The organism is Caballeronia sp. LZ033, assembly GCF_031451265.1.
Lineage (GTDB): Bacteria > Pseudomonadota > Gammaproteobacteria > Burkholderiales > Burkholderiaceae > Caballeronia.
Genome location: NZ_JARUXQ010000002.1, coordinates 164,447 through 177,181, shown reverse-complemented (window position 1 = coordinate 177,181; position 12,735 = coordinate 164,447). Strand labels below are relative to the sequence as shown.

15 protein-coding genes are annotated in these 12,735 nt (G+C 65.7%); 9 read left to right on the top strand and 6 right to left on the bottom strand.

Features of this window, described 5'->3' with window-relative positions; all coding sequences use genetic code 11:
- The first annotated feature begins 70 nt into the window (after positions 1-70).
- From QCE62_RS16395 to QCE62_RS16385, 3 genes are read left to right on the top strand one after another with little or no spacing between them, the layout of a single operon-like run.
- On the top strand, positions 71-247 hold the full coding sequence (locus QCE62_RS16395; protein ID WP_309920380.1) for a hypothetical protein: 177 nt from the start codon (positions 71-73) through the stop codon (positions 245-247).
- Between the two features lie 20 nt (positions 248-267).
- Positions 268-546: a hypothetical protein gene (locus QCE62_RS16390; protein WP_309920376.1), complete on the top strand. Its 279-nt coding sequence runs from the start codon at positions 268-270 to the stop codon at positions 544-546.
- A gap of 35 nt (positions 547-581) precedes the next feature.
- Complete coding sequence (locus QCE62_RS16385) at positions 582-788, top strand: hypothetical protein (RefSeq protein WP_309920373.1); 207 nt, start codon at positions 582-584, stop codon at positions 786-788.
- Between the two features lie 7 nt (positions 789-795).
- Here QCE62_RS16385 and QCE62_RS16380 read toward each other — a convergent pair whose 3' ends face one another.
- The 3 genes from QCE62_RS16380 to QCE62_RS16370 all read right to left on the bottom strand — a co-directional run bounded on the left by QCE62_RS16380 (position 796) and on the right by QCE62_RS16370 (position 4,231).
- Entirely contained in the window at positions 796-945 is a 150-nt protein-coding gene (locus tag QCE62_RS16380) for a hypothetical protein (RefSeq protein WP_309920372.1), read from the bottom strand.
- Between the two features lie 62 nt (positions 946-1,007).
- Entirely contained in the window at positions 1,008-2,288 is a 1,281-nt protein-coding gene (locus QCE62_RS16375) for an MFS transporter (RefSeq protein WP_309920369.1), read from the bottom strand.
- Positions 2,285-4,231 (bottom strand): KUP/HAK/KT family potassium transporter, encoded by a 1,947-nt coding sequence (locus QCE62_RS16370; RefSeq protein WP_309920367.1) that lies wholly within the window; start codon positions 4,229-4,231, stop codon positions 2,285-2,287. Before QCE62_RS16370 ends, QCE62_RS16375 begins: the two co-directional genes overlap by 4 nt.
- A gap of 233 nt (positions 4,232-4,464) precedes the next feature.
- Here QCE62_RS16370 and QCE62_RS16365 point away from each other — a divergent pair, with 233 nt between their 5' ends.
- A complete protein-coding gene (locus QCE62_RS16365; RefSeq protein WP_309920364.1) occupies positions 4,465-4,905 on the top strand; it encodes an RcnB family protein in 441 nt (146 codons plus the stop codon).
- Positions 4,906-4,982: 77 nt separating this feature from the next.
- Here QCE62_RS16365 and QCE62_RS16360 read toward each other — a convergent pair whose 3' ends face one another.
- The 3 genes from QCE62_RS16360 to QCE62_RS16350 all read right to left on the bottom strand — a co-directional run bounded on the left by QCE62_RS16360 (position 4,983) and on the right by QCE62_RS16350 (position 6,374).
- The gene (locus QCE62_RS16360) at positions 4,983-5,186 is read right to left on the bottom strand and encodes a CsbD family protein (RefSeq protein ID WP_309812200.1); all 204 of its coding nucleotides are present in this window, start codon (positions 5,184-5,186) and stop codon (positions 4,983-4,985) included.
- A gap of 164 nt (positions 5,187-5,350) precedes the next feature.
- Positions 5,351-5,554, bottom strand: coding sequence for a hypothetical protein (locus QCE62_RS16355; RefSeq protein ID WP_309920361.1), 204 nt, complete (start codon positions 5,552-5,554; stop codon positions 5,351-5,353).
- A 112-nt stretch (positions 5,555-5,666) separates the two neighbouring features.
- On the bottom strand, positions 5,667-6,374 hold the full coding sequence (locus QCE62_RS16350) for an MgtC/SapB family protein (RefSeq protein ID WP_309920359.1): 708 nt from the start codon (positions 6,372-6,374) through the stop codon (positions 5,667-5,669).
- 251 nt (positions 6,375-6,625) lie between these two features.
- Here QCE62_RS16350 and QCE62_RS16345 point away from each other — a divergent pair, with 251 nt between their 5' ends.
- The 5 genes from QCE62_RS16345 to QCE62_RS16325 are packed head-to-tail and all read left to right on the top strand — an operon-like array spanning position 6,626 to position 12,735.
- Positions 6,626-8,422, top strand: a complete 1,797-nt coding sequence (locus QCE62_RS16345) for a thiamine pyrophosphate-requiring protein (RefSeq protein WP_309920357.1) — start codon at positions 6,626-6,628, stop codon at positions 8,420-8,422.
- Between the two features lie 3 nt (positions 8,423-8,425).
- Complete coding sequence (locus tag QCE62_RS16340; protein ID WP_309920354.1) at positions 8,426-9,532, top strand: enolase C-terminal domain-like protein; 1,107 nt, start codon at positions 8,426-8,428, stop codon at positions 9,530-9,532.
- Between the two features lie 17 nt (positions 9,533-9,549).
- The gene (locus QCE62_RS16335; protein WP_309920351.1) at positions 9,550-10,461 is read left to right on the top strand and encodes a hypothetical protein; all 912 of its coding nucleotides are present in this window, start codon (positions 9,550-9,552) and stop codon (positions 10,459-10,461) included.
- Complete coding sequence (locus QCE62_RS16330; RefSeq protein WP_309920349.1) at positions 10,458-11,102, top strand: gluconate 2-dehydrogenase subunit 3 family protein; 645 nt, start codon at positions 10,458-10,460, stop codon at positions 11,100-11,102. The genes QCE62_RS16335 and QCE62_RS16330 overlap by 4 nt, the downstream gene beginning before the upstream one ends.
- Positions 11,092-12,735 carry a GMC family oxidoreductase gene (locus tag QCE62_RS16325; protein ID WP_309920347.1) on the top strand — a complete coding sequence of 548 codons (1,644 nt, stop codon included), beginning with the start codon at positions 11,092-11,094 and terminating at the stop codon, positions 12,733-12,735. The genes QCE62_RS16330 and QCE62_RS16325 overlap by 11 nt, the downstream gene beginning before the upstream one ends.

Sequence of the window (12,735 nt, the reverse complement as noted above, 5' to 3'; positions counted from 1 at the left end):
ACGGGCGCTGCATGCCGCGGGTCTGGAGATTGCTCAAATGCTTCCATTGCCGCCCACTCAGGAGGCCGACATGCCAACCCCATCCAGACCCGAACACGTGAACGCGGAAGAAATGGACGAGCCCACGGGCACGCCCACTCAGCAACGCGATCTCGATGCCCGCGAGAAACGCGGCCATGAGGATTCGGAAAACGCGCTGCCCTCGTCGCAGGAAAAGGACCGCGTGCCGCCCGATTCCACGCGTTAAACCCTGCACGAAGCTGAACGATGATCGCATGGCAAGCCCTGCTCGCCGGCGCGCTGATGGGCGCCGTGGTGTGCTACGCGCACTACGAGATCCCGCAATTCACCAGCGGCGCCGGCAAACGCCGGATCGCGCATCTGGTGCTGATCGTGGTGGGGATTGCATTCGGCGCGATGGGCGCTCTGACGCTGGATTTGCCGTTGCCGCGCTGGCTGGTCTTCGTGCTCGGCTTCGGCATCGTGCATGTGCCCGCCGCCGCCATCCTCGCGATCAAACGCCGGGGCGGCGCGGGAATGTCCTGACAGCTTGCTCAATTGCCAACATCGGAGAACGCATCATGTCTACCGAAAGCTATATGCGCAATGGCCACACCGTGAATATCGACATCGATCGTGATCCGACCGGGCTATGCACCTGGTCCTACACGATCGATGCCGATGGTTACACTGAGATGCGTGACCGCCCCGTCAAAACCGCCGAAGCCGCGTTGCACGCGGCCAAGGAGCACGCCAACGCGAAGGCGGACATGCTGCCGGCCGGTTAGTCCGCGGTTATCCAAGACGCTCCGGTGGTTGGCTGTTCGGCGGATCGCCGAACGGCTGCGGTGCATCAGGTGTGCGGTCCGGCGGCGGCGCCGGATCCGGGTCGCTGTCGGGCGTCGGAACGTGCAGGTGTTGCGCGCGTGCTTGGGTGTAGTCCATTCGATCCATCCTCGTCCAGATGACATATCCAGTCCGGCGATGAACGCATTCGCCGTGCCGCGTCATGGCAGAAGTGTCGAAGAGTCGATCTCGTTCAGCTTGACCAGCTCATCGCGCCGCGTGTCGCACGCCTCACGCACGTCCCGCGCGAACCCTGTCCAGATGGCGAACGCAGCCAGCGAGAAACTGCCAAGCACGAGAAACGCCACCGGATAGCCGTACTGATGCGCAAGCCAGCCGCCAAGCAGCGGACTCAGGCACGCACCGCCCGCCTCCACGCCTTGCACCGCACCCTGCCCGAGATTCACGCGCCCCGTGCCATGCAGCAGATGCACGATCAGCGACGGCACCGCGACGCTTTGCAGGCCCGCGCCGATGCCGTCGAAGACCTGCACCGGCAGGAGGCCCCATAACGGCGGTGCCCACGCGGCTGTCATGGCGCGCAACGGCAGCGTCGCGAGCGTGACGAGCAGGATCCACCAGAAGCCCCAGCGACGCGTCAGGCGGCTTGCATAGGCGGCCGCAGCAAGCATCACGACCTGCGAGATCACGATGTTGGCCGCCGTCACCTGACTCGGATCCGCCACGTGCGCCGAGGCGACCGCGAGACTGTAAAGCGGCAGCATCGCCGAATTGCCGAGATTGAAGAGCGCGAGCGCGGCGGCCAGCACCAGCAGCGGACGATTGCGCCACAGCACGGAGAAACCTTGCGCGCGGATGTCGGAGGCATCGTCGTCATCGTGGCGGGCGAGGCCGCGCGCGAAATGCCGATGCACCGAGCGGCCAGGAATCCAGAACGCGGTGGCGATACACGCCAAGCCGAACCCCGCGCTCAGCGCGAAGATCCACGGCATGCCCAGCGTCGCGCCGAGCCATCCCGAGAGCAGCGCCGCCGCGATGTTGCCCGCGTGATTCGCGACCTGATTGCGGCCGAACTGGCGATCGAAGTTCTGCCGTCCGACCATGCCGAGCGTGAGCCCCACCAGCGCCGGGCCCATCGCCGCGCCGCCGATCGCCGTCGAGATCTGCGAAAGCGTGACGGGCCAGAAGCCCTGCCACATCCAGATGATGAGCGCCGCAACGATGCTGAGACCGCTTGCGAGCGCGACGATCATGCGCCGGTAGGTGCTGGCATCGACGAGCGCGCCCGCCGGCGCCGTGACCAGCATGGCGACGATGCCGCCCATGGTCAGCACCGAGCCGATGCGGTCGGGCGTCCAGCCATGCGCCTGCAGAAAGATGCCGAGAAACGGCCCGACGCCCGCCTGCACGTCCGCCGCGAAGAAGCTCAGTGCGAGCAGCGGAACAGTCGGCTTCACATCCTTCACCGGAAGTCTCTTCACAGCGCGACCTGCACGCCGAGCTCGACGACATCCTCGCTCCTGAGGCCATAGTATTCCGCGCTCGATGCGGAATGCGCCGACATCGCGCCGAACAGCCGCTCGCGCCAGCGCGACATCTGGCCGTGCGAGCAGCCGGGCACGGCTTCGTCGCGCGGCAGGAAGTACGTGGTGTGCTTCGGGTCGAAGCGCCAGCCGCCGAGTTGCCCTTCGAGCGAGGCAAGCAGGCGCGGCAGATTGGGCCGTTCGGTGAAGCCGTGCCGCGAGATGACTTCGTAGCAGCCCGCGCCGAGATCGCGTACTTCGATACGTGTCTCTTCATCGATACGCGGCGCGGATTCCGAGCGGTTCGCGAACACGATCACGGTCCGGTGCAGCACACGGTTGTGCCGCAGGTTGCTTGCCAGCGCGGCGGGCGTCGAGCCGGGCATGCTGCCAGGATAGACCGCCGTGCCGGGCACGCGCGCAGGAGGCTCGGGGTCGCGGCATGCATCGCGCAGGAAGTCAGCGAGCGGCTGGGCGTGCGAAGCATGCACCACCTCGAGCGCGCGGCCGCGATGCCAGGTCGCCATCGCGACGAACAGCACGATGCCGATCGTCACCGGAAACCAGCCGCCGTCCGGGAGCTTGTGAATGTTCGCCGCGACGAGCAGCGTATCGATGGCGAGCAGCGGTGCGCTGATCATAACGATGGCTATCCACCGCCAGCGCCACAGCTTGCGCGAGAGGCTCACCATCTGCATGGAGGTGACGAACATCGTGAGACCGACCGCGATGCCGTAAGCCGAAGTGAGTCGCGCCGAACTGCGGAACGTCAGCACGAGGAACAGCACGGCGGCGAAAAGCACCGCGTTGACGGCGGGCACGTACACCTGCCCATGTTGCGACGATGAAGTTTCCACCACGCGCAAACGCGGCAGAAAGCCGAGTTCAATGGCCTGGCTCGTCATGGAAAAGGCGCCGGAGATGACGGCCTGCGACGCGATCACCGTGGCGAGCATCGCGATGACCACGGTGGGGATGAGCGCCCAAGAAGGCGCGGCGAAGAAGAACGGCTGGCTGGCCGCGCCGGGCTGATACAGGATGGCGGCGGCTTGCCCGAAGTAGCCGACGATGATCGCCGGGAACACGACGAACAGCCACGCACGCCGGATCGCACGCTTGCCGAAGTGCCCGATGTCGGCATAAAGCGCCTCGGCGCCGGTCAGCGCGAGGATCACTGCGCCGAGCAAGGTGAATGCAAGCAGCGGACGCATGCGCACGAGGTCCCACGCGAACGACGGCGACAGCGCGCGCAGCACGTCGGGATGCTGCACGATGCGATATACGCCGACCGCCGCGAGATAGACGAACCACACCGACATCACCGGTGCGAACCATTTCCCCACGGCGGCGGTGCCGCGATGCTGGAACGCGAACAGCGCGATCAGGATCAGCAGCGCGAGCGGCACGACGAACGGTTCGAAGGTCGCACTCACCTGACGCAGCCCTTCGACGGCGGACAGGACCGACACGGCCGGTGTGATCATCGAATCGCCGTAGAACATGGCGGCGCCGAACAGGCCGGCCGTCAACAGCAAACGCGGCACATGGCGGCCTTCGCGTTCGTAGCCGGAGCGCACGAGCGCCGTCAGCGCGATGATGCCGCCCTCGCCTTCATTGTCGGCACGCATCACATAGCAGACATACTTGCCCATCACGACGATCACGACGGCCCACACGATCATCGAGAGGATGCCCAGCACCACGCGCGGGTCCAGCGTGCCCGACTCGCTCACGGCTTGTCGCAAGGCATAGATCGGGCTCGTGCCGATATCCCCGAACACCACGCCGAGCGCGCCGGGAACGAGGACCTTCAGCGACCGGTGCGACGAGTCGCGGCCGGGACGCGAGGCCGTTTGCTGTCCGGCAAGATGCCCGCGGGCATCGTTCGATGTCGATGTCATGCGGCGTGTGCGCTCCCTGATGCGTGTCGATCCCGTAGCAAAGCGCGTTCCGCGAACACGGTTTAGTGAATCCGCGTAATCAAAGGTAAGCGTTGCTTACACATGCTCACGTCATTTTAGAGAAGCTTTGCGTAAAGTCGCCTCCAACGATTCGCAAGGCGCGAAAAGTGCTGAAGGTGCGCAACAAACCGCCTGAGCGAATCGGCAATTTGCAAACACGGAGAGGAAACCACATGAAAAAAGCTCGAATCGTTGCCGCGCTCATCTGCGCGAACCTTGGACTCACGACGGGCGCGGCCTTCGCGCAGCCTGCGCCCGGCGGTCCGGATCAGCATCACGACATGCATGGCGGCCCTGGTGGTCCTGGCGGTCCTGGCGCGCATCAGGCTCGTGGGCCGCAAGGCGGCGCGGATCATGGTCCCGGTCCCGGGATGAACGGTCATCAGCCCGGCGGTCCTGCCGAGCACGCGAATCAGCCGCCGCCGCATGGGGAATGGCGCAAGGGTCAGCGCCTCTCGTCGGAGTATCGCGACCATGAGTACGTGGTCGACAACTGGCACGAACATGGGCTGCGTCAGCCGCCGCGCGGGTATCAGTGGGTCGGCGTCGGCGCGGACTATCTGCTGGTTGCGGTCGCATCGGGCGTGATCGCCCAGGTCATGCTCTCGCAGTAAGGTTTATTGCACGTGTCCGCGCGGTGCGCGGATACGTGCCGACCTTCCTTGTCTTCTCGTTGTCTGCACGCGGCAAGTCATTGATTGGTCGGTTCACCCGGATCTTCGACGCCCTTCTCGATGTTCTTCTTCTGATCGCCGTAATCCTTGCGATTCGCGCCGTTCGTGATCTCCACATCACCCTTCACCTTGCGGTCCTCGTTGCCCGTGACCGTGCCGACGGCGGTATCGACCCAGCCCTTGACCTGTTCCTTGATGCCTTCACGCTGATCCTTGTTCATGCTGTCCTCACGGCAACGTTGATCGTTCCTCGACCGCAGCAACGGCCATGCCCCGCAGCGACGCCCATACATTAAAAAGCCCGCCACAATGGGCGGGCAAGGATGCGCGCAACGAGAGGGACATTGCGCGCCTTCAACACCGTGTGCCGCAAGGCGTCCGTCATTCAGGTCCGAGGTCGGGGGGCGGCGGAGCGGGCGGCTCCTTCGGCGGCATCGACTGCCGGCGCATGCGGAACAGCAGCCTGCTCGAAGACGATACCCATGGCGATGTATTCAGTTTCCGTTGAACCGCAGGCCGGACAAGTGCCATCGTTCAACGCATCGTCGGAATAGATGAGCTTGTTGCACGCAGCGCAGCGAATCAGCATCTCGACTCCTGACAAATCGAATCAAGCTACTTTGTTATACGCCATAGCGCAGCGGCTTCCAATTGTTCGATATGCTCGCGTTCCGTTCTCTTCAGCGGGACGCGTCTCCACTTCATCTCACGAGATTCCATTCGGATCCCGAAGCCCCGGCCGCCAGTGCCGCTTCGTTGAAGGCGGGAAGAAGAGGTTCGTCGGGCCGTCCATGCCAGCGTACGTTGAACTTCTCCTCGATCAACCCGTCTGCTGTCTTCACCGATGCAGCCACGCTGAACAGCGTGCAACCCGACATCCGCAACGCTTCAGCAAGTGCTTCACGCGAGAAGCGTCCGCGCTGATAGGTGATGTGCAGGTCGGCCTGGTTCTCTCGCGGTATGCGCACTTCGAGCGCCTTGAGAAACCACAGCACGACAATGCCGAGCACGAGCCCGGCCACGCCGAGTCCCAGTTGACCGCCACCGAACAACAAGCCGATCACCGTCACGAACCAGAGCGTCGCCGCAGTCGTCACGCCTTTGACGAGGCCGTCCTTGCGCAGGATCGCGCCTGCACCGATGAATCCGACGCCAGAGAGAATGCCGAGCGGCAGGCGCATCAGGTCGAGTACCGCGAACGATTCCGGCGTCTTGCCCGCCTGAAGCAGCAGCGCGTTGACCTGCAGCATCGCGAGACAGGCAGCGAGACACACGAGCAGCGTGGTGCGCAGACCGGCCACCTTGCCTGACTCACCGCGATTGAAACCGATCAGGATGCCCGCCAGCACCGCCAGCGACAGCCGCATGCACACGTCTGTCCAGTGCAATGTCAGTGGCATGAGCGCCATATCGCCTGTTCCTTGAGTAATGTTGGCGAGCGCATCCGGCAAGCGAAGCCCGGCGCGTCGCCATAGTCATGACTGTCCAGCAATCGTCGAGCCCGTATGAACGCTGACTGCACGCGTGGCCAGCTTTCCAACTTCTTTCCGTCATCGAACAAGCTCCCGACAGAAGCCCCGTCGGCATGCGGTTTGCGCTGCACGGCTTGTCTGCGGTTCGGTATCCCGCGCTTTGGTTCACGACTTTCGGAGAGCTTTCCATGACCACCACTGTCGGTGATTTTCTGATCGACCGTCTGCATGCCTGGGGCGTGCGCCGCATCTATGGCTACCCTGGCGATGGCATCAACGGCGTGTTCGGCGCCCTCAATCGCTCGAAGGGCAAGATCGAATTCATCCAGGCACGCCATGAGGAAATGGCGGCGTTCATGGCGTCGGCGCATGCGAAGTTCACGGGCGAACTGGGCGTGTGCATCGCCACATCAGGCCCGGGCGCCGCGCATCTGATCACCGGTCTCTACGATGCCCGGCTCGATCACATGCCCGTGCTCGCGATTGCCGGTCAACAGGCGCGCGCCGCGCTCGGCGGTCACTACCAGCAGGAAGTCGATCTCCCCGCGCTGTTCAAGGACGTCGCCGGCGCGTTCGTGCAGCAGGCGAGCGTGCCCTCGCAGATCCGGCATCTGGTGGATCGCGCGGTGCGCATCGCGCTGTCCGAGCGCAAGGTGACCGCGCTCATCCTGCCCAACGACCTTCAGGATCTCGACTACGAGCCGCCCGGCCGCAAGCACGGCACGCTGCATTCGGGCGTGGGTTATCGCGCGCCGAAGACCGTCCCTTATGACGAAGACCTGCAACGCGCAGCCGACGTCCTCAACGCCGGCAAGAAGGTGGCGATTCTCGTCGGCGCAGGCGCGCTCAAGGCCACCGACGAAGTCATCGCCGTGGCGGACAAGCTCGGCGCGGGCGTCGCGAAGGCTCTGCTCGGCAAGGCCGCGCTGCCCGACGACTTGCCCTTCGTGACGGGCTCCATCGGTCTGCTCGGCACGGAGCCGAGCTACAAGATGATGATGGAATGCGACACGCTGCTGATGATCGGCTCGGGCTTTCCGTATGCCGAGTTCCTGCCGAAGGAAGGCGCGGCGCGCGGCGTGCAGATCGACCTCAAGGCGGACATGCTGAGCATCCGCTATCCGATGGAAGTGAACCTCGTCGGCGACAGCGCCGAGACGCTGCGCGCCCTGCTTCCACTGTTGCAGCAGAAGACCGAACGCGGCTGGCGTGAGGACATCGAAGGCTGGTTGGCAAGTTGGTGGAAGACGCTGGAGAAGCGCGCGATCGAACCGGCGAAGAGCGGCGTGAATCCGCAGCGCACCGTGTGGGAGCTGTCGCCGCGCGTGCCGTCGAATGCGATCGTCACGAGCGATTCAGGCTCGGTCGCGAACTGGTATGCGCGCGACCTGAAGGTCAAGCGCGGCATGCTGTGCTCGCTGTCGGGCGGGCTCGCTTCGATGGGCGCGGCCGTGCCCTATGCGATTGCCGCGAAGTTCGCGCATCCGGAGCGGCCCGTGATCGCGCTCGTCGGCGATGGCGCGATGCAGATGAACAACATGGCCGAACTCATCACGGTGGCGAAGTACTGGAAGCAGTGGAGCGATCCGCGCTGGATCTGCATGGTCCTCAACAATGAGGATCTGAACCAGGTCACCTGGGAGCAGCGCGTGATGGAAGGCGACCCGAAGTTCGAGGCGTCGCAGGACATTCCTTCGGTGCCTTATCACAAGTTCGCGGAGCTGATCGGCCTGAAAGGCATCTACGTCGATGACGCCGAGCGCATGGCCGCCGTATGGGACGAAGCACTGGCTGCGGACCGTCCGGTGGTGATCGAAGTAAAGGCCGACCCGAACGTGCCGCCGCTGCCGCCGCATATCACGATGCAGCAGGCAAAGGCTTTCGCGACCACGCTGATGAAGGGCGATCCGAGCCAGGCCAACGTGATCGTCGATACGGCGAAGCAGGTGCTCGGCGCGGTGTTGCCGGGACACAAGGACAAGTGATCCATGCAGCTGTCTAAGCGTGAGGCGCCGATCGAAACGATCCGGGCGCGCGCCTACACCATTCCCACCGACAAGCCCGAAGCCGACGGCACCTTCACCTGGGACGCGACGACCCTGATCGTCGTGGAGATCGTGGCGGCCGGCAAGACGGGCCTCGGTTACACCTACAGCGATGCGAGCGTCGCGAAGATGATTGAAGCCACGCTCGCGCCTGTACTGCAGGGCGAGGACGCATGGCACATCGACGCACTGTGGCAGCGCCTGCAACAGCGCGTGCGCAACATCGGTCGCTCGGGCGTCGCGGCGACCGCGATCTCCGCGCTGGATTGCGCGCTGTGGGACGTCAAGGCCCGCCTGCTCGACATGCCGCTTGCGCGTCTGCTCGGCATGGTGCGCACACGGGTGCCGCTATATGGCAGCGGCGGCTTCACCACCTATAGCGACGACGAGATGCGCGAGCAACTCACGCGCTGGGTGCATGAGGACGGCTGCCGCTGGGTCAAGATCAAGATCGGCAGCGAGCCTGCGCGCGATCCGCATCGCGTGGCGGTGGCGCGTGAGGCGATTGGCGCGCAGGCGGGCCTGTTCGTCGATGCAAACGGCGCGCTGACGCGCAAGCAGGCGCTGCATTGCGCGCAGATCTTCGCGGAGCAGGCGGTCGAATGGTTCGAGGAGCCGCTGTCATCGGACGATATCGCCGGGCTCGCCTCGCTGCGCGGCGTGCTGCCCGCGCGCATGGAACTGGCGGCCGGCGAATACGGCTACACATTGGACGACTTCCGCGTGCTGCTCGACAACGCGGCGGTGGATGTGCTGCAGGCCGACGTGACACGCTGCGGCGGCATCACCGGCTTCCTGCGCGCGGCCACGCTGTGCGATGCGTTTCATCTACCGCTCTCGGCGCATTGCGCACCGGCGATGCATCTGCACGTCGCCTGCGCCGCTCCGCGTCTGCGGCATCAGGAATGGTTCCACGATCACGTGCGCATCGAGCAGATGTTGTTCGACGGCGCACCGCGCGCGGTGGACGGCGCCATCACGCCAGACCTGTCGCGGCCCGGCTGCGGGCTCGAATTCAAATATACGGATGCACACCGGTACGCGGTGTGAAGCACACGGGGCACGGCATGAAGCAATTCACGGCAGGCAATCTGGCAGTGGCGGCCGGACTCGCCGCGGCGGGCGCCGCTTTCATCGGCATGAGGTCGAACCGGCGCGCGGCGCCCGTGCAGACCCATATCGACACGGCGCGCAGTTTCAATCGCAGCTCGGCGCTGCTCGCGCTCTCCGTGCTGGCGGACAGCGCGATGGAACATTACCGCGGCTCCTATGACAACCCCGCGATGGTCACGCCGCTCGTGGTCTCCGCGCTGTCGCTGCTCGCGGGTGTGCATGGCGGACGCGATCACGAGCCGCAGCGGCACCCGGTGCGCGATTCGGTGTATCTGGGCGCAGCGCTCGCGGGCGTCGCGGGCACGGGCTTTCATCTGTACAACATCACGAAGCGTCCCGGCCAGTGGAGCTGGCATAACCTCTTCTATGCCGCGCCCATCGGCGCGCCGATGGCGCTGCTGCTGTCGGGCGCGCTCGGCGCGGCAGCGGAGCGCCTGCGCGACGAACCGCAACACGAGCCGCGACTCTTCGGCCTGCCCGCCGGGCAGGCGCTGGCGCTGCTGACGAGTGCGGGACTGATCGGCACAGTGGGCGAAGTCGCGTTGCTGCATTTTCGCGGCGCGTTCCAGAACCCCGCCATGTATGCGCCCGTCACCATTCCGCCGCTTGCCTCCGCGCTGCTGCTGCACACCGCGCTCGCCGCGCCGCGTCCGCGCTGGTTCACGCGGCTCTGGCTGCGCATGACGGCGGCGCTCGGTGTCATCGGCGTGGGCTTCCATGCGCGCGGTATCGCCCGCAATCAGGGCGGCTGGCGCAACTGGAGCCAGAACCTGTTCAACGGTCCACCGCTGCCCGCGCCGCCGAGCTTTTCCGCGCTCGCGCTCGCGGGCCTCGCTGCGCAGCGTTTGCGGGAGACCGAGCGATGAACCTGCCCCGCTATCCCGGTTATGACGTGACGGACAAGCGCGAAACGCCGTCATGGGACGAGGTCACGCGCGGCGTGATCGACGAACGGCTCGCAACGCCCAAGGAGCCGCGCTTCCTCGACGCCGTTGAATGGCGCGCGCTGACGGCGCTGTGCGCGCGCATCGTGCCGCAGGATCATGAACGCGAACCCGCGCCGCTGCCCGCGCTGATCGATGCGAAGCTCGTCAGGGACGTCGGCGATGGCTATCGCGATGCCCGTCTGCCGATGCTGCGCGACGCGTGGCGCATCGGTCTCGCCGCGCTCGACGCGGAAAGCCGCGCGCGCCATGAACTGCCGTTCGCGAGCATCGACGCAACCGGCCAGCACGCGCTGCTGCTTGACATGCAGCACGGCGCCCTGCACAGCGACGCGTGGCGCGGCATGCCGCCCGCCCTGTTCTTCGCGATGCGCGTGCTGCATGACATCTGCGGCGCGTACTACTCGCATCCGCGCGCATGGAGCGAGATCGGCTTCGGTGGCCCGGCGAATCCACGCGGCTATGTGCGCATGGTGTTCGACCGCCGCGATCCCTGGGAAGCCGCCGAAGCGAAGCCCGGCGCGGAAGCGCGTGCGCTGAAGGAGAATCGCCGTGTCCGATGATCCGCAACAGATCCCGCGCGGCAAGCATGGCCGCGCGCCCGATGTCTTCCATCAAGGCGCATGGCTGCCGATGCGCGAATACGATGAAAGCGAGGAAGTGGACTTCGCGATTGTCGGGACGGGGGCAGGCGGCGGCACGCTGGCCTGCCGTCTCGCCGAGAAAGGTTTCAGTGTGGTGGCCTTCGACGCGGGCGCGTGGTGGCGTCCGCTCGAAGAGTTCGCCTCGGACGAGACGCATCAGTCGAAGCTCTTCTGGACCGACGAACGCATCTGCGACGGAGAGGATCCGCTTCGCCTCGGCAACAACAACAGCGGCCGCGCGGTGGGCGGCAGCACCGTGCACTTCGCGATGGTGTCGCTGCGCTTTCGGCCGGAGTGGTTCAAGGCGCGGTCGCTGCTCGGCTATGGCGCGGACTGGCCGCTCGACTGGCGCGACATGTGGCGCTATTACGCGGAGGTCGAGCAGGCGCTGAAGGTCGCGGGTCCGGTCACGTATCCATGGGGACCGAAGCGGCCGCGCTATCCGTATCGACCGCACGAACTGAATGCGGCCGCGCTCGTGCTTGCGCGGGGCTGTGAGGCGCTCGGCATGGACTGGACGCCCACACCGCTCGCCACGCTCTCCGCGCCGCGCGGCGATGCCCATCCATGCGTGTATCGCGGCTTCTGCGTGTCGGGCTGCGCAACCAACGCGAAGCAGAGCGCGCTCGTCACGTGGATACCGCGCGCCGTGCAGGCGGGCGCCGAGATCCGCGATCTTGCGATGGTCGGCCGCATCGTCATGGGCGACGATGGCCGCGCTAAAGGCGTCGAGTATTTCCGCGAGGGTCGCTGGCGCTTCCAGAGGGCGCGCAACGTCGTGGTCGCGGGCTATGCGATCGAAACGCCGCGCCTGTTGCTGATGTCCGCCACCGACCGTCATCCCGAGGGCCTTGCCAACAGCTCGGGCCTGGTCGGCAAGAATCTGATGGTGCAGTTGAACCAGGCCGCGTGGGGCACGATGGAGGAGGAAGTGCGCTGGTACAAGGGCCCGCCTTCGCTCTCGATGACGGAGCACTGGAATTACGAAGACAAGGGCAAGGACTTCTTCGGCGGCTATTGCTACATGAGCCAGGGGCCGCTGCCGGTGGCATGGGCCTCGGTGCAGAACGGGCGCGGGCTGTGGGGCCAGGCGCTGGTCGACGAAATGCGCAAGTACAACCATCAGGCGGGGCTGAAGATCGTCGGCGAAACGATGCCGCAGGAGCGCAACCGCGTGACGCTCGCCGATCAACGCGACCAGTACGGCCTGCCGGTTGCGCGCGTCACCTATTCGCTCTGCGACAACGACAGGCGCATGGTCGCGCATGCGCTCGGCACCATGAGCACCGCGCTCGAAGCCGCGGGCGCACGCGAGGTCTGGCGGCAGGATGACGATACCTGTCATCTGAACGGCACCGCGCGCATGGGCGATGATCCCGCGACGAGCGTCGTCGATGCCGACTGCCGCAGCTGGGATATAAAAAACCTGTGGATCTGCGACGGCTCGGTGTTTCCGACCGTCGGCGGCGTGAATCCGTCCCTGACGATTCAGGCCGTCGCGCTGCGCACGGCGGACCGCATCGAGGCGCTGGCGGCGCGCGGGGAGCTTTGA